This window comes from Streptomyces sp. NPDC047108 (assembly GCF_040643575.1).
GTDB lineage: Bacteria > Actinomycetota > Actinomycetes > Streptomycetales > Streptomycetaceae > Streptomyces.
Genome location: NZ_JBEYUP010000026.1, coordinates 1 through 21,403, shown reverse-complemented (window position 1 = coordinate 21,403; position 21,403 = coordinate 1). Strand labels below are relative to the sequence as shown.

General features: G+C 70.8%; 19 protein-coding genes. 8 read left to right on the top strand and 11 right to left on the bottom strand.

Annotated features, from left to right (window positions below):
• Window position 1: 1 nt before the first annotated feature.
• The 5 genes from ABZ822_RS30090 to hemL form a co-directional block, all read right to left on the bottom strand.
• Entirely contained in the window at window positions 2-763 is a 762-nt protein-coding gene (locus tag ABZ822_RS30090) for a cytochrome c biogenesis protein CcdA (RefSeq protein ID WP_360861224.1), read from the bottom strand.
• Between the two features lie 7 nt (window positions 764-770).
• Entirely contained in the window at window positions 771-1,307 is a 537-nt protein-coding gene (locus tag ABZ822_RS30085; RefSeq protein WP_360861222.1) for a TlpA disulfide reductase family protein, read from the bottom strand.
• A 374-nt stretch (window positions 1,308-1,681) separates the two neighbouring features.
• Complete coding sequence (locus ABZ822_RS30080) at window positions 1,682-2,914, bottom strand: hypothetical protein (RefSeq protein ID WP_360861117.1); 1,233 nt, start codon at window positions 2,912-2,914, stop codon at window positions 1,682-1,684.
• Between the two features lie 173 nt (window positions 2,915-3,087).
• On the bottom strand, window positions 3,088-3,849 hold the full coding sequence (locus ABZ822_RS30075) for a histidine phosphatase family protein (protein ID WP_360861115.1): 762 nt from the start codon (window positions 3,847-3,849) through the stop codon (window positions 3,088-3,090).
• Between the two features lie 8 nt (window positions 3,850-3,857).
• Entirely contained in the window at window positions 3,858-5,186 is a 1,329-nt protein-coding gene (gene hemL, locus ABZ822_RS30070; protein ID WP_360861113.1) for a glutamate-1-semialdehyde 2,1-aminomutase, read from the bottom strand.
• A 116-nt stretch (window positions 5,187-5,302) separates the two neighbouring features.
• On the opposite strand from hemL, the gene ABZ822_RS30065 reads away from it, so the two are divergent.
• Window positions 5,303-5,881 carry a hypothetical protein gene (locus tag ABZ822_RS30065; protein WP_360861111.1) on the top strand — a complete coding sequence of 193 codons (579 nt, stop codon included), beginning with the start codon at window positions 5,303-5,305 and terminating at the stop codon, window positions 5,879-5,881.
• Window positions 5,882-6,352: 471 nt separating this feature from the next.
• On the opposite strand, the gene ABZ822_RS30060 is transcribed toward ABZ822_RS30065, so the two are convergent.
• Both ABZ822_RS30060 and ABZ822_RS30055 read right to left on the bottom strand, forming a co-directional pair.
• Window positions 6,353-6,811 carry a hypothetical protein gene (locus ABZ822_RS30060; protein ID WP_360861109.1) on the bottom strand — a complete coding sequence of 153 codons (459 nt, stop codon included), beginning with the start codon at window positions 6,809-6,811 and terminating at the stop codon, window positions 6,353-6,355.
• A gap of 360 nt (window positions 6,812-7,171) precedes the next feature.
• The gene (locus tag ABZ822_RS30055; RefSeq protein WP_360861220.1) at window positions 7,172-7,741 is read right to left on the bottom strand and encodes a TetR family transcriptional regulator; all 570 of its coding nucleotides are present in this window, start codon (window positions 7,739-7,741) and stop codon (window positions 7,172-7,174) included.
• A 210-nt stretch (window positions 7,742-7,951) separates the two neighbouring features.
• Here ABZ822_RS30055 and ABZ822_RS30050 point away from each other — a divergent pair, with 210 nt between their 5' ends.
• Window positions 7,952-9,592, top strand: a complete 1,641-nt coding sequence (locus ABZ822_RS30050) for an FAD-dependent monooxygenase (protein WP_360861107.1) — start codon at window positions 7,952-7,954, stop codon at window positions 9,590-9,592.
• 266 nt (window positions 9,593-9,858) lie between these two features.
• Here ABZ822_RS30050 and ABZ822_RS30045 read toward each other — a convergent pair whose 3' ends face one another.
• A complete protein-coding gene (locus ABZ822_RS30045) occupies window positions 9,859-10,599 on the bottom strand; it encodes an AAA family ATPase (RefSeq protein ID WP_360861105.1) in 741 nt (246 codons plus the stop codon).
• 69 nt (window positions 10,600-10,668) lie between these two features.
• Between ABZ822_RS30045 and ABZ822_RS30040 the strand changes: the two genes are divergently transcribed.
• The 3 genes from ABZ822_RS30040 to ABZ822_RS30030 all read left to right on the top strand — a co-directional run bounded on the left by ABZ822_RS30040 (window position 10,669) and on the right by ABZ822_RS30030 (window position 12,595).
• A complete protein-coding gene (locus ABZ822_RS30040; RefSeq protein ID WP_360861103.1) occupies window positions 10,669-11,004 on the top strand; it encodes a YnfA family protein in 336 nt (111 codons plus the stop codon).
• A 46-nt stretch (window positions 11,005-11,050) separates the two neighbouring features.
• A complete protein-coding gene (locus ABZ822_RS30035; RefSeq protein WP_360861101.1) occupies window positions 11,051-11,818 on the top strand; it encodes an SDR family oxidoreductase in 768 nt (255 codons plus the stop codon).
• Between the two features lie 249 nt (window positions 11,819-12,067).
• Window positions 12,068-12,595, top strand: a complete 528-nt coding sequence (locus tag ABZ822_RS30030; protein WP_360861099.1) for a hypothetical protein — start codon at window positions 12,068-12,070, stop codon at window positions 12,593-12,595.
• Window positions 12,596-12,836: 241 nt separating this feature from the next.
• Here ABZ822_RS30030 and ABZ822_RS30025 read toward each other — a convergent pair whose 3' ends face one another.
• From ABZ822_RS30025 to ABZ822_RS30015, 3 genes are all read right to left on the bottom strand, one after another.
• Entirely contained in the window at window positions 12,837-14,057 is a 1,221-nt protein-coding gene (locus tag ABZ822_RS30025) for a hypothetical protein (protein ID WP_360861097.1), read from the bottom strand.
• 337 nt (window positions 14,058-14,394) lie between these two features.
• Window positions 14,395-15,954, bottom strand: a complete 1,560-nt coding sequence (locus ABZ822_RS30020; protein ID WP_360861095.1) for an IPT/TIG domain-containing protein — start codon at window positions 15,952-15,954, stop codon at window positions 14,395-14,397.
• A 501-nt stretch (window positions 15,955-16,455) separates the two neighbouring features.
• On the bottom strand, window positions 16,456-17,649 hold the full coding sequence (locus ABZ822_RS30015) for an RtcB family protein (protein ID WP_360861093.1): 1,194 nt from the start codon (window positions 17,647-17,649) through the stop codon (window positions 16,456-16,458).
• Window positions 17,650-17,810: 161 nt separating this feature from the next.
• Between ABZ822_RS30015 and ABZ822_RS30010 the strand changes: the two genes are divergently transcribed.
• From ABZ822_RS30010 to ABZ822_RS30000, 3 genes are all read left to right on the top strand, one after another.
• Window positions 17,811-18,776, top strand: a complete 966-nt coding sequence (locus ABZ822_RS30010; protein ID WP_360861091.1) for a hypothetical protein — start codon at window positions 17,811-17,813, stop codon at window positions 18,774-18,776.
• Between the two features lie 25 nt (window positions 18,777-18,801).
• The gene (locus ABZ822_RS30005) at window positions 18,802-19,593 is read left to right on the top strand and encodes a DUF3558 domain-containing protein (protein ID WP_360861089.1); all 792 of its coding nucleotides are present in this window, start codon (window positions 18,802-18,804) and stop codon (window positions 19,591-19,593) included.
• 222 nt (window positions 19,594-19,815) lie between these two features.
• Window positions 19,816-21,336: a DUF2637 domain-containing protein gene (locus ABZ822_RS30000; protein ID WP_360861087.1), complete on the top strand. Its 1,521-nt coding sequence runs from the start codon at window positions 19,816-19,818 to the stop codon at window positions 21,334-21,336.
• Window positions 21,337-21,403: the final 67 nt, after the last annotated feature.

Here is a 21,403-nt window from a genome sequence, read left to right as displayed (position 1 = left end):
CTCAGATTCCCGGAGTGAAGGTGGAGGACCAGACTTGCAGATCGCCGATCAGGCGGTCCCAGATCCCCGTGATGAGCAGGACGCCGACCAGGACCAGCATGAGGCCGCCGGCCCGCATCACCCACACGTAGTGCTGCTTAACCCAGCTGAACGCACCCAGCGCCCGGCGGAAGGCCACGGCCGCGAGGATGAAGGGCACACCGAGCCCCAGACAGTAGGCCACCGTCAGCAGCGCACCGCGCCCGGCGCTCGCCTCGCTGAAGGCGAGGACGTTGACGGCCGCCAGCGTCGGCCCGATGCAGGGGGTCCAGCCGATCCCGAACAGTACGCCCAGCATGGGCGCGCCCGCGAGGCCGAGCGTCGGCCGCTTGTGGAAGCGGAACTCGCGCTGGGTGAAACCGCCGAGGAGTCCCATGAAGACCAGCCCCAGCAGGATCGTGAGGGCGCCGAGCACCCGGGAGATCGTCTCCTTGTGCTCGTCCAGCGTCAGCCCGAAGTGCCCGAACAGCGCGCCGTAGGAGACGAAGACCGCGGTGAAGCCGAGGACGAACAGCGACGCCCCGCCGACCATCCGGCCCCGCCGCGCCTCGGCGAGGTCGGTCCCGGTGACCCCCGTCACATACGAGAGATAGCCCGGCACGAGCGGCAGCACACAGGGAGAGAAGAACGAGACCAGTCCGCCCAGCAGGGCGACGGGCACCGCGAGCAGCAGGGCGCCCGTGAGGACCGTCTGGTTGGGGTCCGTCGAGGCGGCGAGAGCGATCACGTGATCACTTCTCCGCGATCAGCGGTTCAAGTGTGCGCTTGAGGTCCTTCTCGTTCAGCGCCTTGAGCGCCCGCGCCGCGATCCTGCCCTTGCGGTCGATGACCAAGGTGGAGGGAATGGCCTTCGGGTTGAGGCTGCCGGGCGGGAAGCGCAGCATCAGCTTGCCCATGGGGTCGTAGAGGCTCGGGTACGGAACGTCGTATTCCTTCTCGAGTTTGACGGCCGGCGCCTTGTTGGGGTCGCGGGTGTTGATCCCGACGAACTGCACCCCGTCCGCCTTGGTGTCGTTGGCCACCTTCACCAGGTGCTTCATCTCGGCACGGCAGGGGGCGCACCAGGATCCCCAGACGTTGACCACGACGATCTTGCCCGTGTAGTCCGCGAGATCGAGCGGCTTGCCCTCGAGGGTCTTGCCGGAGATCTCCGGAAGCGGCTTCCGGTCAGCGGGCTTCGCGGTGTCGATGCCGCCGGTGCCGGTGACGAACTTCGTGTCCGAGGAGCCCCCGGACGTGCCGCCCGACTGGCACGCGGTCAGAGCCATCGCCGCGGCCGCCGCTCCGGCGGCCAGCAGCGTGGTGCGGGAAGTCCTCCGCACCGCAGGCCGACTGGAGGTCGTGCGGCGTCGCGAGGCACGGCTGGCAAACATGTGAAAAGTTTCGCATGGACCTCCGAGGGATCTTTCGCACCCCCCTCAAGTCACCCGAAACCACCTGCCGCCCCTGCTCGGAGCGGCAATGCGAGTCAACAGCAGCGCCGACGGCACCCCGGCAGGGCGCCGCCGGCGGAGACTGCACGGACCGGATCACACAGAGCCCTGATCACACACGGCCCTCACCACACACGGCCCGGATCGCACACGGCCCGGATCGCACGCCGGGCGAACCCGGTCCGGGTCGGGACGAAGAGGGACCGGCATCAGGCAGCTGACAGGTAGGCCTTCCAGCCGCCGGGCGGACGCTGCCCGACCCCGAGGCCACGCAGCTTCTGCAGCACCTGAGGGTCCTGGGCGTCCATCCAGTCCGCGTACTGCCGGAAGGAGACCACCCGTACGTCCTTACGCTTCTCGTCCGCGATGTGCTTGAGCGCTTCCTCGACGGCGCGCATGTAGATCCCGCCGTTCCAGGACTCGAAGTGGTTGCCGATGAACAGCGGCGCGCGGTTGCTCCCGTAGGCCCGCTCGAAGCCGGCGATGTAGGCGTCACGCGCCTGCCGCTCCCAGGCCGGGTACTTGCTCTTGTCGCTCTGCGTCGCGTTCTGCGACTGGTTGGCCATGAGGTTGTAGTCCATGGACAGGACCTCGAAACTGCGACCGGGGAAGGGTATTTGCTGGAGCGGAAAGTCCCATATGTCGCTCTTCTTCCCCGGCCAGACCTGGAGCCCGCCCGGCGAGCTGGCGTCGTAGCGCCACCCCAGCTTCTTGGCGGTGGGCAGCAGGTTCTCCTGGCCCAGCAGACAGGGCGTCCGCCCCCCGACGAGTTCCTTCCGGTAGTCGAACGGCAGCGGATCCACGTCCTTGAAGCCCGTGTTCGTCTTCCACTTGGTGACGAACGACACAGCCTGCTCGATCTCGGACTCCCACTGCGCGGACGTCCAGTGCGCGACGGAACCGGTACCACCGCAGAAATGCCCGTTGAAATGCGTACCGATCTCATGCCCGTCGAGCCAGGCGGATCGCACGCTCTTCAACGTTCTGCGGATATTCTCGTCGCTGAGATAGCGAATGTCGGACGCGCCCACCGGGTTGTTCGGCGGGCGGTAGAGACGCTTCTTCGACTCCGGCAGCGTATAGATCCCGGAGAGGAAAAACGTCATTGCGGCGCCATGGTCCTTGGCGACTTTCAGGAAGCGCGGGAAGAGACCGTCCCCGATGTCTCCCGCGCCGTCCCAGGAAAAGATCACGAACTGCGGTGGCGTCTGGCCGGGTTCGAGCCGCTCGGCCTTCGGCTGGTGCGGCTGCGGCCCGGTACGGGCGGTCGACCCGTCACCGATCGGCTCGGCCTCCGGCTTCCTGCTCTCCCCCGATCCGGCGTCCGATCCCGAACCCCCGCCCCCTTTCCAGTCCTTGACGGAACCGCAGGCCGAAAGGCCGACGGAAGCCGCCGCGCCCATTCCCAGCCCGATAATTCCCCGTCGACTGATGTCACGCATTGTTGTCCCCCTGCGAACTAGCGGTGTCCGGTTTCTCCAGTAACCGGACAGCCACTAAGAGGGATTGACAGGGGGACTGGTTCCGGCCTCATGGCCGGTTTCTTACGAGTAACTTGGGTCCTTTTGATGGAGATTCGGTGACGCGCCGCGGCCTGTGGACCACGGCACAGCGACTACGCGCCGAACCCCTTGGCGGCGCCCTTCACCGCGCCCCGCCCGAACCGCCGCTGGGCACCCGGCCGCAGATGCGCCGGCACGAGATCGCCGGCCGGTTCGCTGTATCCGACGGAGACGATCCGGTCGCCGTGGTAGGTGAACGACGTCAGGCTCGCCAGCGAGCACTGCCGCCGCCGCGGGTCGTGCCAGAGCCGCCGCCGTTCCGCGTAGCTCCGCACGATCCAGATCGGCAACTGGTGGCTCACCGCGACCGCCTCGTGCCCACGCGCCGCGTCACGCGCCGCGGAGAGCGCGGCCATCATCCGTACGACCTGGTCGATGTACGGCTCGCCCCAGGACGGGCGGAACGGGTTGGTCAGGTGCCGCCAGTTGGCGGGGCGGCGCAGCGCCCCGTCGCCGACGCCGAAGGTCTTGCCCTCGAAGACGTTGCCCGCCTCGATGAGCCGCTCGTCGGTGGCGATGTCGAGGGCGTGCGCCTTGCCGATCGGGGTCGCCGTCTCCTGCGCGCGCTCCAGCGGGGAGGAGACGACGTACCGGATGTCGCGCTCGGCCAGGTGCTCGGCGACGCGGTCGGCCATCTGCCGCCCGAGGGCCGAGAGGTGGTAGCCGGGGCGGCGCCCGTAGAGCACCCCGTCCGGGTTCTCGACCTCGCCGTGGCGCAGCAGATGCACGACCGTGACGGCCGGCTCGTTCGGCTCGGTCAGGTCGTTCCGGGCGGTGCCGGGAGTTTCGGCGGCGGGGGCGCTCTCGTTGGTCATGTCGTCCATCATGCAGACGCCTCGGCAGCGGCCCGGGCGGCGGACGGCAGCGCAGCCGCGATGCGCTCGATCGCGGAGGCGTCATGAGCCGTCGAGACGAACCAGGACTCGAACGCGGACGGCGGGAGGTAGACGCCCTGATCGAGCATCGCGTGGAAGAAGGCGGTGAAGCGGTGGGACGCTTGAGTCCTGGCCTTGTCGTAGTCGGTCACGTCCTCGTCGGTGAAGAACACGGAGAACATGCTCCCGGCCGTCTGGACGCGATGGACGACGCCCTCCTTGGCCAGCGCCTCGCTCACCAGGCCCCGCACCTCGGCCGAGACCGCGTCGACCTTCTCGTACTCCGCGTCGCCGAGGAGGCGGAGCTGGGTGACGCCGGCGGCGGTCGCGACCGGGTTCCCGGAGAGCGTGCCCGCCTGGTAGACGGGGCCTGCCGGGGCCAGGTGCGCCATGACGTCGGCCCGGCCGCCGAAGGCCGCGGCGGGGAAGCCGCCGCCCATGACCTTGCCGAACGTCATCAGGTCGGGCTCCACGCCGTCGATGCCGTACCAGCCCGCCTTGCTCACGCGGAAGCCGGTCATGACCTCGTCGGAGATGTAGAGCGCGCCGCTCTCCGCGCACAGCGACTTGAGGCCGGCGTTGAAGCCGGGCAGCGGCGGCACGACGCCCATGTTGCCCGGAGCGGCCTCGGTGATCACACAGGCGATCTCGCCGGGGTGGCGGGCGAACGCGTGCCGCACGGCCTCCAGGTCGTTGTACGGGAGGACGATCGTGTCCCCGGTCTGCGCGCCGGTGACGCCCGGCGTGTCGGGCAGGCCGAACGTGGCGACCCCGGACCCGGCCGCGGCGAGAAGCGCGTCGACGTGGCCGTGGTAGCAGCCGGCGAACTTGATCACCTTGCTGCGCCCGGTGAAGCCGCGGGCGAGGCGGATGGCCGACATCGTCGCCTCGGTCCCGGACGACACGAGCCGCACCTGTTCGACGGGGCCGACCCGGCCCACGATCTCCTCGGCGAGTTCGACCTCGCCCGCGCCGGGCGTGCCGAAGGAGGTGCCGCGCGCGACAGCCGCCTGGACGGCTTCGGTCACCTGGGGGTGCGCATGGCCGAGGATCATCGGCCCCCACGAACACACCAGATCCACATACTCGCGACCGTCCGCATCGGTCAGATACGGACCGGATCCGGACACCATGAACCGGGGCGTACCCCCCACGGCGCGGAACGCGCGTACGGGGGAGTTCACGCCGCCAGGCGTCACGACAGCAGCGCGGTCGAAAAGTGTCTGCGAAACTGAGGCGGCAACTGAGGCATCGTACGAGTGAGTCACGTAATCCATGGTGTCAGAGCCGTACAGGGACACGCGCCGGGGCGTTTCACCGCCCGTGTGCGGGGGAGGTCTCTGAGACGATGATCGGGTTGCGCGGTAATGGCCGCGAGTGGTCGGGTGGAGATATGCAGCGCGGTGGCGGACTGGGTGAGGGGACCGATGACCTGGGCCCCGAGCGCGCCGGCGTCCCCCACGCCGGTGGTGAAGGGCGGGGGAGGCACCGACGCGAGCGCGAGGGGCACAGTGGTGGGAGCAGGAGTGGCCGGGTGGGGGTGACGTACAAATATTTCGGCGCGCCCGACGGAGCCACCGCGGCGAGGGTCCCCATCTCGATGCGCCCGGAGGAGCTCGGCGGTGACGAGCTCGGCATGGGCGGGATGTTCACCAAGATCAAGCCCGAGACCATGGCCGCCATGGTCCTGACCGGTATCGAAGGCATACCGCTCAGCAAGGTGCCGCCGCTCGAACTGGTCGTGCTGCACCCGGACTACGCGGTGGTCAGGCTGCCGATGACGGTCGTCGACCCGCTGCGCGGCGTGGGCGAGGAGGCCGTGGGCGCCGCGGCGTTCATCTGGTCGACGGTCCCGGACCGCGGCGGGCCGCGGGACGCGTTCAACGTCTACCAGCTCCTGCACGAGTGGCAGGACTTCAGCCATCGGCTGCACGAGGCGGGACACCAGCCCTACTGCCTGGTCTGGCCCTGATCGCGGAGTCCGGCCCTGATCGCGCGTCCGGCCCTGTTCGCGGGTCCGGATGATGTGATCGTGCGTCCGGGTCTGATCACGAGCCGGATACGCCGTTCCGGATCGGATCGCTCCTGATCAGGTCACTCCGGATTCCGACGTGGCGGGACGGACCTGCGGGACCAGGACTCGAAGGCCTGCGCCGCGGACAGCATGCCGTGGCCGGGACGGGTCCGTCGTGGGGACTCCGGCCGGCCTGGGTCCGACGGCCCGGGACGTCCCGGCCGCGTACGCCGGTGCCCTGGCCTGTCCGGATGCCCCGGCCGCGCCGGTGACCCATGTCCCTCACGTGCGGACGCCCCATGGCGGGAGCAGCCGAAAGTCATATGTCGGGCAACGGGAGGCGTGCCCGCGCCTGGTCCCGCGGTAGCCCCACGTCCCGTACACGGGTGCGCGGGAGCGTACGGGTACGGGTTCCGGCTTCTGTCGGGGTCATGCCGCGCCCTTCGTGCGGCGGCGCAGTGCCAGGACACCGCCGCCTGCCGCGAGCGCGACGAGCGCGGCACCGGTCGCGAACTGCGCGTGGGTCGTCCCGCCCAGGCCACCGCCCTCACCGGCGTGCGCGCCGCGGGTGGGGCCGACCTGCAGCCGGTCGAAGTACCTCTGTCCGTCACCGCACCGGATGGTGACCCGGTAGGTGCCCCTGGCGTGCCGGAAGACCTGCGCACGATCGGCGAGGTGGTGGCCGCGCGGGCGCAGCCTGACCGTTCCGAAGGCCCCGGAGTACGCGGTCGCTCCCTCGCGGAGGTCGCAACGCCCCTCGTCGCTGATCCACACCGTTTGGCCGGGGCGCGCCCACTGCGGACTGACCGAAGCCACGGCCGCCGGTGCGCTCAGGCCGACGAGGGCAGTGGCGGCCGCCGCCGTGGCGAAGGCGCGAGCAGTACGCATGAATCCCTCCGGTGCCGGCCGTGGCCCTGTCGGCCCCTTCGGAAGATCCGGCACACAGAAACGATGCAAAGCGAGGAAGCCGCGGCGCGCGACGCGAGATCCCCGTCCGGTCACCCTGATGCCGCATCAGCTACGGGGGTACGGCCGTCGCCTTTCCGCAGGGCTGACGGCGTGTCACGGCAGGAGCGCGGGGGCGGGCACAAACCCCCGGGCGGAGCACCCCCGGGCGGAGCACCCCCGGGGCGGCTGAGTGATGACCTGTCAGACGACGGGGCGCACCGGCGCGGAGCACGGTGTTCGGCACCAGGGCGCACGGCCTCAGGCCTCAGGCGTCCGACGCCTGAGGCCTGGCGGACAGCCCTACGGCCGCTCAGCCGTCAGGTAGCGCTGGACCGTCGGGGCCAGCCAGGCGACCACCTCGAGCCGGGTCATCTCGGTGGCCGGCGGGAAGCGCAGCACATACCGGCTCATGGCCATGCCCAGGATCTGTGACGCCGTCAGGGCGGCGCGCCGGGCGCTCTCGGCGGGGTCCGGGCAGACGGCCTCGGCGACCGGGCTGATCTGGTCCCGGAAGATCTGCTGCATCCGCTCCGCACCCGCGGGGTTGGTGACGCCGACCCGCAGCAGCGCGGTCAGCACCTCGTCCTCTTCCCAGCGCTTCAGGAAGTGGCGGACGAGCGCCTCCCCGATCTCCTCGGGCGGCAGCTCGGAGAGGTCCGGGAGTCTCAGGTCGAAGTCGGAGGCGGCCGCGAAGAGGCCCTCCTTGTTGCCGAAGTACCGCATCACCATCGACGGGTCGATGCCCGCGTCGGCGGCGATGGCGCGGATCGTGGCGCGCTCGTAGCCATCGGCGGCGAAGCGCTCGCGGGCTGCGGCGAGGATCGCGGCGCGGGTGGTGTCCGACCTGCGGGGGCGGGCGTCCGCAGGCATCACGGCGCCGCCGCCCGCCTGCACAGCACCCGCGGGGTCGGTCTCGCGGATGCTGCCCGCGCCGTCTCTTCTGTCCGCTTCCTGCATGTCAACGAGTGTAGGCCAACATGCGTTGACATGCCAGCGGGATCGGCTCTATCGTTGCCAACAAGCGTTGACCAACAGGCGTTGGCGTGAGTTTCGCGCAGCTACGGCACGGAGGAGGCGGTCATGGCGGACAGGATCGGCAGCACGGGCGCGAGCACATACGGCCGGAGCCCTCGCCCCACCGACGTCATCGTCGTCGGCGCAGGCCCCACCGGGCTCATGCTGGCGGGCGATCTCGCGGCAGCGGGCGTCGCGGTCACGGTGCTCGAACGGCGGCCGCACGAGACGAGCAATCTCACGCGCGCCTTCGGTGTCCATGCCCGCACCCTGGAGCTGCTGGACTCGCGCGGCCTGGCCGACGAGCTGGTCGCGCGCGGCCAACCGGTGGACGGGCTGCGGCTGTTCAAGCGGCTCACACTCGACATGAGCCGGCTCCGCAGCCGCTTCCCGTTCGTCCTCATCACCCCGCAGTACGAGGTGGAGCGGCTGCTCGAGCGGCGCGCGGTCGACGCGGGAGTCCACTTCCGGTACGGCACCGAGGTGCGGGGGATCCGCCAGGACGCCGACGGCGTGGAGGTCGAGGTCCGCGGACACCGGCGCGGGGACGGCGACGGAGACGGGGACGGGGACGGCGAGAACGGTGGCGGCGATGGTGGCCTTGGCACGGGCGTGGAGAGGCTGCGCGCCGCCTACGTCGTCGGCGCGGACGGCGTCCGCAGCGCCGTGCGCACGGCTCTCGGCCTGCCCTTCCCCGGCCGGTCCGTGATCAGCTCGATCATCCTCGCCGACGTGCGGCTCGCCGAGAAGCCGGAGGGCTTGCTGACGGTCAGCGGCGTCGGCCAGGCCTTCGCCTTCATCGCCCCCTTCGGGGACGGCTGGTACCGCGTCATGGGCTGGAACCGAGCGCACCAGGTGCCCGACTCCGCCCCGCTCGAACTCGACGAGGTGAAGAACCTCGCCCGGCTCGCGCTGGGCAGTGACTTCGGGATGCACGACGCCCGGTGGCTCTCGCGCTTCCACAGCGAAGAGCGCCAGGTCCCCTCCTACCGCGAAGGCCGTGTCCTCCTCGCGGGGGACGCCGCCCACGTCCACTCCCCACCTGGGGCGCAGGGCCTCAACACCGGCCTCCAGGACGCCGCCAACCTCGGATGGAAGCTCGCCGCGGTCCTCAGGGGGCACGCCTCCGCCGACCTCCTCGACACCTACCAGACCGAGCGCCATCCGGTCGGAGCATCGGTGGTGCGCAGCAGCGGCGCGATCCTGCGACTCGCGATGGCGCGCACCCCGGCCGAGCGCGCTCTCCGCGCCGCGATCGCGTGGTTCCTGAACTCCGTGCGCCCCGCCGGGGACAAGGCCATGGGGCAGGTTTCCGGGATCGGCATCGCCTACGGCCGTGGACACGGAGCGCACCGGCTCACCGGCCGCCGGGCCCCCGATCTGACACTGGCCGCCTCCACTTGTGACGGACTCAAGAACGCTCCGGTCCGCCTCCACGAGGCGCTGCGCGCCGGAAAGTTCGTGCTCGTCGGACCGCCCGGCGAGTTCACGGACACCGGATCCCGGGACGACCGCCTCACCGTCGCCTCCTGGCCCGGCACCCGCTCCCCCGCGCGCCCGACCGCCGTCCTCGTCCGCCCCGACGGCTACGTGGCATGGGCCACCGACGATCGGGACCCGTCCCGGCGCGCGGAGGCTCTGGAGGCCGCGCTCATACGGTGGGCCGGACCGGAGTCCGCCGCGCGCAGCGCGAGCCCCGTCCGGTGAGCAACCTCATCGGCTGACTGCCTCGCACCCCGCCGACCCCGGCCGCCACTCCCTTGGCCCCGGCCGTCGCTGTGGTGCGCCAGCCGGCACCCGTGAGCGGCCCTCCGGCCCAGCTCGGGTCACAGCCGGGGCGAACCCAGGGTGCGGGACCACTGGGTGAGGGAGGCTCGCCCGCCGAGGTGACGGGTGGTCCAGCCGTACGGGACGGCCCATCCGGGAAGCCACCATCACCTGTTGGGCGGCGTGCCCACCTCGTGTGCGGGTCGCTATCCGGTGATGTGGCGCAAGTAGGCGTTCGGGTCGGCGAGATAGCGGCGCCAGTGGTCCACGATCGCCAGGTCGCTCCACTCCACCGGGCGCATGCCGTGCTCGCCGACCTCGACGATCTCCGCCCCGGGCAGCGCCGTCAGCAGCGGGGAGTGCGTGGCGCAGACGACCTGGGCACCCATTCGACCCAACTCGGCCAGTATCCCGACCAGTTCGAGACAGGAGGTGAAGGACAGTGCCGACTCCGGCTCGTCCAGAACGTAGAGCCCCCGCTGGTGGAACTTGTCCCGGAACGCCGCCAGGAAGCCCTCGCCATGACTCACGTAGTCGACCTGGACCGACAGGCCCTTGCCCGCCATCTCCGAACGCAGCGCCTCCAGAGCGGTCTCCGCCCGCAGGAAGAAGCCCTTGCGTCGGACACGCGGGCCGCGCACCATCCGCCGGCCGTCCGTCGTGGCATCGAAGCGCATGACGTCGCCGAGCAGGGACCGTGTCCGCGAACTCGCGTACTTGTAGCCCGCCGAGCCGCCGTAGGAGTCCAGGCCGTACGCCTCGGCCAGTGCTTCCACGAGCGTCGACTTGCCCGATCCGTTCTCCCCGACCAGAAAGGTGACGGGCGCGGTGAAACGCAGACCGTTGGTGTCGAGCAACTGCCGCACGCAGGGCACCGACCAGGGCCACTGGCTCCGGTCGAACTCGTCGCTGTCCGGAAGGTGGGCGTACGCGCGCTCGATCAGCATGCCGTCGACCGTGGCACACACCACTGACACGCCCCCGGGTGCGGCCCGCCGGTCCGTAGGCTTGCGCTCATGCTCGTCGCGCGCTCCGTTTCCCTGTTCGTCGTGGCCGCTCTCCTGGAGATCGGCGGGGCCTGGCTGGTCTGGCAGGGCGTACGGGAGCATCGGGGCTGGGCCTGGATCGGGGCGGGTGTCATCGCCCTGGGCGCGTACGGGTTTGTCGCCACGCTGCAGCCGGACGCGCAGTTCGGGCGGATCCTGGCCGCGTACGGCGGGGTGTTCGTGGCCGGGTCGCTCGCCTGGGGCATGGTCGCGGACGGCTATCGCCCGGACCGGTACGACGTGGCCGGGGCGCTGATCTGCCTGGCCGGGGTCGCGGTGATCATGTACGCGCCGAGGGGCCGTTGATTCGAACTATCCTGCGTAACGAGAACGACGTGCACCAGGAGGCTCCATGTCCACCACCCCCACCGCCGTCATCACCGGTGCGAGCAGCGGCATCGGCGCCGCGACCGCGCGCGGCCTCGCCGCTTCGGGGTACCGGGTCGTCCTCACCGCCCGCCGCAAGGAGCGCATCGAGGCCCTGGCCACCGAGCTGACCGAGGCGGGGCACGAGGCGGTGCCGTACGCGCTGGACGTGACCGACCGGGCCGCGGTCGATGCGTTCGCCGCCTTCCTCGACGGCCACGGCCCGGTGCGGGTCCTGGTGAACAACGCGGGTGGCGCGCTCGGCGCGGACCCCGTGGCGTCCGCGGATCCGGACGACTGGCGGACGATGTACGAGGTCAACGTGCTCGGGGTGCTCAACGTGACACAGGCGCTGCTGCCCGCGCTCACCGCCTCGGGTGACGGCACCGTGGTCGTCCTCTCGTCCACCGCGGGCCTGGCGACATACGAGGGCGGCGGTGGCTATGTGGCCGCGAAGCACGGCGCTCACGTCATCGCGGAGACCCTGCGCCTCGAACTGTGCGGGCAGCCCGTGCGGATCATCGAGGTCGCACCCGGCATGGTGAAGACGGACGAGTTCGCCACCACCCGCTTCCGCGGCGACCAGGACAAGGCGGCGGCGGTCTACGCGGGCGTGGCCGAACCGCTGACGGCCGAAGACGTGGCGGACACGATCAACTGGGCCGTGACGCGTCCGCCGCACGTCAACATCGACCTGCTCGTCGTACGCCCGCGCGCGCAGGCGTCCAACTACAAGGTCCACCGCAAGAGCTGAGGTTGGGCGGGCGCCGCCACGCCCCGTACGACCCCACCCGACAGGGCTGCGGTGCCGGTACGGCCGCGGCCACAGGTGCCTGCGCTTCGGCGCGGGTACGCACCCTCGGCGCGGGTACGTGCCCTCAGAGCGCGGGTACGCACCCTCGGCGCGGATACGTGCTCTCAGAGCGCGGCTGCGTGCGCTCGCCGCGGATACGGGGTGCGGATGCTCAACTCCCCCTGCCCGTACGGCGGATACCGTGGTGGCGTGTCGGAGTTCATACAGCAGCTTCCCGCCCTGCTCGGCGTGATCGTCGGCGCCCTCGGCTCGTACCTGGCGATCACCCGCGGGGACCGGGCCCGCTTCCGGCGCGAGGAGGCCGCCCGCTGGGACGAGCGACGGCTCGCCATCTACTCCGACTACGCGAGGTCGCTGAAGAAGAGCGTCACGCTCACCTACCGCGTCGCCGCCCACCTCGGCAACGATCCGCATCCGCACCCCATGTCGCCCGAGGAGGCAGCGCCCCATCTGGCCGCCGCGGCAGACGGCCGGGATCCCTCGGGTGAGGCGCTGCTGATGCTCGGTACGGCGGACGTGGTCGAGCGAGCGCGTGCCTGGGTCGTCGTGGTGATGGAGATGGAAGCGTTCCTGCGCGAGCGGAGCCGGGACCCGGAGACGTGGTCGGGCCTGCTGCACCGGCAGCGCACCGCGCGCGAGGGCTACTACGAGGCGGTCCGGCGCGATCTCGCGCTCCCGCCCGGGCACACGGGCGAGTGGAACCTGCCGTCCGCGTGAGCCCAGGGCAGGGCCAGGCGGAACCGCCTGGCCCTGCGCCCGCTCCCCCGGGGGGACCCCAACGTCCGTTCCGGGGCGCCCCCAGGCTCCTCACCCCGGCGCGCCCGGGAGGCTCCTCACCCCGGCGCGCCCGGGAGGCTCCTCACCCCGGCGCGCCCCGAGGCCCCTCATGCCGGGGCGCTCGCGTGGCCGCCCCTCCCCCAGGGCACCGGCCTCGCACCCCCGAGGCGCTCCTTGTGGGTCAGTCCGTCACCGGTTCGACCACACGGGTCGTCGACTTCACTCCGGGAAGCGGCTTCTTCCCCGTGAGCACATCGTCCCCCTCGGGGTTGTCGCCGAGGTGCTTCCCGAAGAAGGCCGTGGCGTACGTGGTGAAGGCGTCCTGCTGGCTCTTGGGCTTCAGTTCGCGTGCGGGGCAGGTGCTGTCGTCCTCGCTGAGCGGGGCCGGTGGGGTCCACTGGGTGTTGAAGTAGTTGTGGTTCCCGTCGCGCAGCGAGACGGAGTACGCCGGTTCGGTGGAGCGTCCCTCGGCATCGTCGAGGTACTGCTGCCCTGCTTCGCCCACCGCGCCGTCGCAGCCGCTGGTGACCACGGCCACCGGAGTGTCCGTGACCAGGGTGTCGCTGTTGTCCCCTTCCGGCTCGTCGAACTTCACGGGGGCGAGGGCCAGGACGGCGCCGACGCGCACTCCCTTGGGCACCTCGTCCCGGTGCTTGTCGGACGCCTGCCACATCACGCCCTTGCCGCCGCGGGAGTGCCCCACGGTGCCGACGCGCCGCATGTCCACGTGGCGGCTCAAGGCGGGCAGGCGCTTGGCCAGTACCCCCTTGCCGTCGGACAACTGCCGCCACAGGCGCAGGTGTTCGTTGATCAGCCGGGCCCGGTCGCCGTAGTCGAAGGAATTCATGTTGATGGCGTCCGCACTGAGCGAGACGACCACGAATCCGCGTTGCGCGAGGGCCTTCGCGGCGTAGTCGTAGCCGCGGTAGCTGGGGTAGGGCGTGCCTTTGTCGCAGGGCCATTTCCCGGCGTCGGGATCGGTGCAGGCGTACCACGACCCGTGGGACATGACCACGATGGGGAGCCGTCCCCGTACGGCCTTCGGACGGTGCACCACCGCGCGGATCTCACTGACGGTGCCGCTTCCGGGGATGGTGAAGGCCTCGTCACCGAGGTCGTAGGTCTCCGTGACGACGCGGGCCCGGTCACCCGCGGTCGTGACGGAGCCGGAGCCGGACGCCGTCCCCGTCGACGCCACCGCGGACGCGCTCACGCCCGTCAGCGCGGCGCCCAGCAGGAGGGCGGCGGCGAGCACCCGGCCCGCCGGTCTTCCGGTACGGGTATCCGTACCACTCCACGTGCCGGTACGGGTACGGACATCCGTGCCCGCGCCCGCGCTCGTACCCGTACCCGTTCTCGTGCTCGTGCTCGTGCCCGTGCGGACGGTTCGACGTGACGTCATCGTGGTCCTCTCTCCCGATGTCCACAGCGGGACCGGACGCCGCCGCGGCGAACTCCGGGAAAGCGCCCGTCCCGCCGGAAAAGAGCGGGTGACGAGCGTCCCCGTTGCGGACCCGGACGACGCGGGCACGACCCGGGCGCCTCGGGTGTGGGACTGTCAGAACAGTGTCAGGACGGCCTACCTCCGGGACCGGCCGCCCGTCATGCACCGACGATCGGACGACGTTCCGCCCGAGCGATCGCCTTGACGACGCCCGGACAGGTTCGCCCCTCATCCACCACGCGGAGGCGGCCCCTCCGGCCGACGACGGCTGCCGGCCGGAGGGACCTCGAACCGGTCAGGGTTCGATGACCACTCCGTGGCCGCTGGACGGTGCCAGGACGGCTGACGGGGTGGTCGCACCGGCGAAGGAGACGTCGTATCCGCCATGGAGGACGATGAGCGCCAGGGTGAGGAGCTCGCTCAGGTGGGCGACACCCTGGGCGTTGGTGGTGGCGGTGCCCAGGACGAAGGTGCCGGTGGTGAAGGTGATCGTCTGGTTCGGCACCGGAAGCCCGGTGACCTGATCGGTCAACTTCGCGTACAGGAACGGGAAGTACACGATCGGCGGGAACAGCTTCGTCAGCGCCGGGGTCGCCGTCAGCGAGGTGGCGTGGACGGGGACGAAGTAGGTGAAGCCGCCCACCAGAGTGGCGCTGCCACCAGGGGTGGTGACGGTGACGTCCGCGGGGCCGGCCGCGCCGGGCGGAGTGGTCGCGGTGAGCTGCGTACCGGTGGCGTTGACCGTCACGCCGGTCGCGGGGTTGCCGCCGATGTCGACGCTCGCCCCGGTCAGGTTGGTGCCGGTGATCGTCACCACCGTGCCGCCCGCGATGGGCCCCTGATTGGGGGCGATGGTGGTGATCGTCGGGTCGAACTGGATGACGCTGACGTCGGCCGACCCGATGTTGCTGACGTAGACCTTGTTGTCGGGGGCGACCACCAGGGCGATCGGCTGGTTGCCGACGGGGATCGGTGCGCCGATGACGGTGTTGGTGGTGGTGTCGATCACCGACACGTTGTTCGAGCCCCGGTTGGCCGTGTAGGCGTTGCCGTCCGGGCCGACCGTGATGCCCCACGGGTTGGTGCCCACGGGGATCGTGGCGATGACCATGTCCGTGCTGGTGTCGATCACGGACACGTTGTTCGACCCGATGTTGGCGACGTAGGCGTTGCCGTTGGGAGCGACCGCGACGAAGTTCGGCTGGTTGAGGCCGAGGATGGTGGTGATGACGGCGCTGGTGGCGGTGTCGATCACCGTCACGCTGTTCGCGTTCCGATTGGTGACGTAGGCCTTGCCGTTGGGAGCGACCGCGATCCCGACCGGGCCGCTGCCGGTGGGGATCGCGGCGCCGACGGTGGTGTTCGTGATGGTGGAGATCTCCTGCACGCTGTTCGCCCCGAAGCGGCTCACGTAGACGTTGCCGCTGGGGATGACCGCCGCCGCTGCGGGGCCGCCGCTGAGGGCGAACGTGGTGATGACGGCGCTGGTGGCGGTGTCGATCACCGTCACGTTGTTCGAGATGTTGTTGGGGACGTAGGCGTTGCCGTTGGGGGCGACGGTCAGCCAGGCCGGCGTGGTGCCGGTGGGGATCGCGGCGCCGATGACGGTGTCCGTGGCGGTGTCGATGGTGGACACGTTGTTCGACCCGGAGTTGGCGACATAGAGGTCGCCGTTGGGGATGAACGCCAGCCCGACCGGGTTGGTGCCGACGGGGATGGACGTGGTTGCCAGGAATGTTCGCCCCGGCTCCGCCGTCGGACCCGGCTCTCCCGACTCGGCGGTCGACCGGGCCTGGCCGGGGAGGGACGCTGTCCGCAGCAGTTCCTGCGACAGTGACTGAACGCTGGTACTCATGTGGAGCCCCTTCGGTAGGGGCCGCCCCGAGCCTGGCCGGCTCCCCTGCGGGGACAGCACAGGTGCGGGAATCCCTGTCCGGGACACCACAACCACAGAAGCCACATCGCCAACGCAACGGGCCGCGCATCCCGGTGGAATGGGCGGCCCATTTGGTTTGTTACAGGCAGTATGTCCCGCCGGGAGGCGCGAAAAACATCCCACATGCGCCAACACCTGCCTATACGCCCCTTGTTGACGGCACACAGGGCGCCAAGAACCATCCGCGGCGCCGGCTCACGCCAGCCCCGCCGGGATCCGGACCGCGGATCTCGCCCGGGATCGGACGCGCACAGACGGGCCCGTCAGCGGCGCAACGCCGAGCCGCTCGGCGAGGGTCACCGGAGCGGCCGGGACGAACGCCTGGGCGGAACAGGGCTCTCCCCATGTACGCGGCCCCGGACCATACGAGGCCCCGGACCAAGGGTCCAGGGCCTCGTCGACCACGTGACGCGCCGCTCCTCAGCCCTTCACGCAGATGACCTGCTTGAGCTTGGCGACGACCTCCACCAGGTCGCGCTGCTGGTCCATCACCTTCTCGATCGGCTTGTACGCGCCCGGGATCTCGTCCACCACGCCGGCGTCCTTGCGGCACTCCACCCCGCGCGTCTGGTCCTCCAGGTCCCGCGTCGTGAAGCGCTTCTTCGCCGCGTTGCGGCTCATCTTCCGGCCCGCGCCGTGCGAGGCGGAGTTGAACGACGCCGCGTTCCCCAGGCCGCGCACGATGTACGAACCGGTGCCCATGGAGCCCGGGATGATGCCGTGGTCGCCGCTGCCCGCACGGATGGCGCCCTTGCGCGTCACCAGCAGGTCCATGCCCTCGTACCGCTCCTCCGCCACGTAGTTGTGGTGGCAGGAGATGACCGGCTCGAACGTCGGCCTGGCCTTCTTGAACTCCTTGCGGACGACGTCCTGGAAGAGGCCCATCATGATCGCGCGGTTGTACTTGGCGTACTCCTGCGCCCAGAACAGGTCGTTCCGGTACGCGGCCATCTGCGGGGTGTCCGCGACGAACACCGCCAGGTCGCGGTCCACCAGGCCCTGGTTGTGCGGGAGCTTCTGGGCCTCGCCGATGTGGAACTCGGCCAGTTCCTTGCCGATGTTGCGCGACCCGGAGTGCAGCATCAGCCAGACCGAGCCGGACTCGTCCAGGCAGAACTCCACGAAGTGGTTACCGCTGCCGAGCGAACCCATCTGCTTCGTGGCTCGCTCCTGACGGAACTTGACCGCGTCCGCGACCCCGTCGAAGCGCGACCAGAAGCCGTCCCAGCCGGAGGTCGGGAAGCCGTGCAGCCGCCCCGGATCCACCGGATCGTCGTGCATCCCGCGCCCGACCGGAATCGCCTGCTCGATCTTCGAGCGCAGCCGGGAGAGGTCGCCGGGAAGGTCGTTCGCGGTGAGCGAGGTCTTGACCGCGCTCATTCCGCAGCCGATGTCGACACCGACCGCCGCCGGGCACACCGCGCCGTGCATCGCGATGACCGATCCGACGGTGGCGCCCTTGCCGTAGTGCACGTCCGGCATCACGGCGAGGCCCTTGATCCACGGCAGCGTCGCGACATTGTGGAGCTGCTGCATCGCGCCGCCCTCGACGGTCGCCGGGTCGGTCCACATCCGGATCGGTACCCGTGCGCCGGGCACTTCGGTGTACGTCATGACGTCCTCAATTCCCCCAAAAAACAGAAACCGCAAAAGCCGGACGTAACGCCAGTTTCTCGGCAAGGAACCGGCAGGCGCGGCAGTGCGTGCGATAGACATTGTCTCCAGCGTCCGCCGACCGGCGGCAACACGTTTTCGTCCGAAGGGAGCCGGTCACCGTGCAGCGAAGGCCGTACGCACCGGGCACCGCCCTGGCCGCCGCGCTCCTCGCGGCCGGACTGGCCGCGGGCCTGGCGGGCTGCACCGGCGGTTCGGACGGCGGTGGCACGGACGACGCCAAGCCCGGCGATCCCGCCGCCACGGCACCCGAGCCCGAGCCCGGCAAGTACCGCACGCTCGAGGAGCCCTGCGGATCCGTCGAGCGCGGCACGCTCCGCGCGCTCCTCCCCGGCCTGGACAGCCTCGCCGACGAGGAGCGCGACGAGGCGTACGAGGGCGAGGCCGCTCTCACCTACGACACGGACCGCCGGGTGGGCTGCCGCTGGCAGGCGCAGTCCCCGGACGGCACCCGCCACCTGAACGTCGACTTCGAGCGCGTCGTCTCCTACGACCCGGCCGTCAGCGACGACGACCGCGCGCAGGTGCTCTACGACAAGAAGGCAGCGGCCGCCGACATCCCGCCCGTCGCACCCGATGCGGACGAGAGCGCGGATCCGCCGGAGAGCGGCGAAAGCGACGAAGAGGGCGGAAGCGGGAAAAGCGGCACATCCAAGGGCGATGAGGACAACGGCTCGCGGCCGGAGAACTCCGCGTCCGCGTCCGCTTCGGAGTCCGCCGCCAACAAGGCGGACAAGAGTGAGAAAGACAACAAGAACGGCGACGACGCCCCCGGAAGCTCTCCCTCCGGCGGCTCCCCCTCCCCCGGTGACGCGAGCTCGGATCCCGCCACCGCGCCCCGCCCGCTCGACGATCTCGCCGACGTCGCGTACCTCGACGACCGGCTGGTCACGGCGGGTTCGGGCGTTCACAGGGACGTGACCCTCGTCTTCCGCGCGTCGAACGTCATCGTCACCGTCGAGTACGACCAGTGGTCCTCCGTCCCCTCCGCCGTACCGGACAGTGTCGATCTCCAGAGCAAGGCCCAGCGCCTCGCCGAGGAGCTCGTCGGCCGCTTCGACGAATAGCCTGTCGGGCGGAAAGGGGCACGGCGTGACCGTCCGCCCCAGGGATGACATGGACGACATCGACGACCCCATCGACGACTGCCGCCGACAGAAGAGCGAAGGAACCATGCACACCACAGCCCAGCGACCCACCCCGAGACTCGCCCGCCTCCTCGCGTGCGCAGCCGTCGTACCGGTGATGTTCGTAGCCGGCTGCTCGCTCGGCTCCTCCGACGACAGCAAGGAGGCGGCGCCCGGCAGCGAGGCGTCGAAGTCGGCCGAGGCCGCCCCGAAGGTCGAGCCCGCCAAGTTCGCGAAGCTGCCCCGCCCCTGCGACGCCCTCGGGAAGAAGACCGTCAAGGACCTGGTCCCGAAGGCGAAGAACAAGTCCGGCTCGGAGGGCAAGTCCGCCGACCTGGAATCCCGCAGCTCCTGCTCCTGGAACGGCCTCGACGGCTTCCAGTACCGCTGGCTGGACGTCTCCTTCCAGCGCTTCGAGTCCGACGCCTCCCTGGGCAGCGGCTCCGAGCGCGCCGGGGACTACTTCACCAAGCAGGTCGCCGCGGCCAAGTCGGTCAAGGGCGCCAAGAAGCTGAAGACGGCCACGACGGCCGGGGTCGGCGACCAGGCCACGACCCTCAGCTACGACCTGAAGAAGGACAAGGACGACTTCAGGAACCAGACCACCGTCGTCCGTACGGCCAACGTCGTGATCACCGTCAACTACAACGGGACGGGCTACGAGGACGCCAAGACGCCCAAGGCCGAGGACATGGTCAAGGACGTGGAGAGCGCCGCCAAGGAGGCCGTCAAGGCCGTCGAGGACACCCGCAAGTAGGCGCCGGAAGCGGGCGCCGGACGTACGACAACAGGCGCCGGACACCCGGCGTCAGGCGGCGTACACCCGACGCCGTGCGGACGTCGTGAAGACGTAAGCCGCGAAACAGCAGAAACGGCAGCACCGTGCCCGGGTCCCCCGCGGACCCGGGCACCGCCGCGTCCGCGCGTGTGCCAGGCTGTGCGGCGCCGGATGACGAAGGCTGTTGGAGGGGACCGCGGGATGGCCGCGCCGAACGCGATGAAGCTGACACGCACACACCGCATACTCGTCGGCGTCGTCGTCGCCGGCGCGCTCGTGATCGCGGGGATCGGCTTCGCCGGTTCGTACGCGGCCGTGCGCGACCTGGCCGAACGCAAGGGGTTCGGCGCCTTCGCCGTCGTCTTCCCCATCGGGATCGACGCCGGGATCGTCGTCCTGCTCGCGCTCGACCTGCTGCTGACCTGGATCCGCATCCCGTTCCCGCTGCTGCGCCAGACCGCGTGGCTGCTGACCGCCGCCACCATCGCCTTCAACGGCGCCGCGGCCTGGCCCGACCCGCTCGGCGTCGGCATGCACGCGGTGATCCCCATCCTCTTCGTCGTCGCCGTCGAAGCGGCCCGGCACGCGATCGGCCGGATCGCCGACATCACCGCGGACCGGCACATGGAGTCGGTCCGCATCGCCCGCTGGCTGCTCGCCTTCCCCTCCACCTTCCGGCTCTGGCGTCGCATGAAGCTGTGGGAGCTGCGCAGTTACGACGAGGTCATCCGGCTCGAACAGGACCGCCTCGTCTACCAGGCGCGCCTGCGCGCCCGTTACGGCCGCGCCTGGCGCCGCAAGGCGCCCGTGGAGTCCCTGATGCCGCTGAAGCTCGCCCGCTACGGCATCCCGCTCGCCGAGACCGGCCCGGCGGGCCTTGCGGCGGCCGGGATCGACCCGCCGGTCGTCACCACGGGCCGCACCGCGCCCACCGACCGGACGGATGGGCTCGCGCCAGGGGCGGGGCAGGAGCGGCGGTCACTGACCGCCGGTGAACCGGCCGAGGCGGCAGCCACGGCCGGACCCGGACCCTGGGCCGGGACCGGTGCCGAGCCCCGGACCGGGAGCGACGGCGAGACGTACCCGGGAGCGGCGTACGGGACAGGCGCGGCGTACGAGGCCGGCCCGGCGTACGAGGCGGACGCAGCCTGGGCCACCACCGCCGAGGCGCTGCCCCAGGACCGCCCCGGACCGCATCAGCAACCGCACCAGCCCGTGACCCAGCAGCAACAGCCCCATCAACCGCACCCGGCACAGCCTGGGCCCGCCGCGCCTGCCGTCGAGCCGGAGCCCGAGCCCTCGCACGTCACCGTGCCGGTCGCTCCCGGCCGCTACCGCACCCTCGGCCAGGCCCAGGCCCAGGCACCCGGCCAGTCCGCGTTCGTGCCTTCGCCCCGCGCCAACGGGGCCGATCTGCAGGAGCAGCTGTTCGTCGAGCCCACGCCCGCGCCGGAGGAGGTCGCGGCATCCGAGTTCGACGTGGGCAACGACCCGGTCGGCATACCGGACGGCATGCCCCGGGAGGACATGTACTTCGCGGCGTACCGCGCGTTCGCCGCGGAACAGTCCGCATTTCCGACCGCCCGTCAGCTCGCTCGCGTCCTCAACGACCGCTTCGGCGTCACCAACAGCGACGGCAGCCTGCTCAGCGAGAGCTATCTGCGCACGTATATGCGGGAGTTCAGGGACCGCTACAAAGCGGAAATGGGGATGGCGGGCTGACGGCGTTGTGGGGGGGGGGGGGGGGGCGCACACCCCCCCACCACCCCCCCCCCCCAAAACCCCCCCC

What these genes read in the sequence shown, in the direction of transcription:
- ABZ822_RS30085 (WP_360861222.1), bottom strand. Translation starts at nt 1,307, where the DNA reads ATGGCTCTGACCGCGTGCCAGTCGGGCGGCACGTCCGGGGGCTCCTCG.
- ABZ822_RS30080 (WP_360861117.1), bottom strand. Translation starts at nt 2,914, where the DNA reads ATGCGTGACATCAGTCGACGGGGAATTATCGGGCTGGGAATGGGCGCG.
- ABZ822_RS30075 (WP_360861115.1), bottom strand. Translation starts at nt 3,849, where the DNA reads ATGACCAACGAGAGCGCCCCCGCCGCCGAAACTCCCGGCACCGCCCGG.
- hemL (WP_360861113.1), bottom strand. Translation starts at nt 5,186, where the DNA reads ATGGATTACGTGACTCACTCGTACGATGCCTCAGTTGCCGCCTCAGTT.
- ABZ822_RS30065 (WP_360861111.1), top strand. Translation starts at nt 5,303, where the DNA reads ATGCAGCGCGGTGGCGGACTGGGTGAGGGGACCGATGACCTGGGCCCC.
- ABZ822_RS30060 (WP_360861109.1), bottom strand. Translation starts at nt 6,811, where the DNA reads ATGCGTACTGCTCGCGCCTTCGCCACGGCGGCGGCCGCCACTGCCCTC.
- ABZ822_RS30055 (WP_360861220.1), bottom strand. Translation starts at nt 7,741, where the DNA reads ATGCCTGCGGACGCCCGCCCCCGCAGGTCGGACACCACCCGCGCCGCG.
- ABZ822_RS30050 (WP_360861107.1), top strand. Translation starts at nt 7,952, where the DNA reads ATGGCGGACAGGATCGGCAGCACGGGCGCGAGCACATACGGCCGGAGC.
- ABZ822_RS30045 (WP_360861105.1), bottom strand. Translation starts at nt 10,599, where the DNA reads ATGCTGATCGAGCGCGCGTACGCCCACCTTCCGGACAGCGACGAGTTC.
- ABZ822_RS30040 (WP_360861103.1), top strand. Translation starts at nt 10,669, where the DNA reads ATGCTCGTCGCGCGCTCCGTTTCCCTGTTCGTCGTGGCCGCTCTCCTG.
- ABZ822_RS30035 (WP_360861101.1), top strand. Translation starts at nt 11,051, where the DNA reads ATGTCCACCACCCCCACCGCCGTCATCACCGGTGCGAGCAGCGGCATC.
- ABZ822_RS30025 (WP_360861097.1), bottom strand. Translation starts at nt 14,057, where the DNA reads ATGACGTCACGTCGAACCGTCCGCACGGGCACGAGCACGAGCACGAGA.
- ABZ822_RS30020 (WP_360861095.1), bottom strand. Translation starts at nt 15,954, where the DNA reads ATGAGTACCAGCGTTCAGTCACTGTCGCAGGAACTGCTGCGGACAGCG.
- ABZ822_RS30015 (WP_360861093.1), bottom strand. Translation starts at nt 17,649, where the DNA reads ATGACGTACACCGAAGTGCCCGGCGCACGGGTACCGATCCGGATGTGG.
- ABZ822_RS30000 (WP_360861087.1), top strand. Translation starts at nt 19,816, where the DNA reads ATGGCCGCGCCGAACGCGATGAAGCTGACACGCACACACCGCATACTC.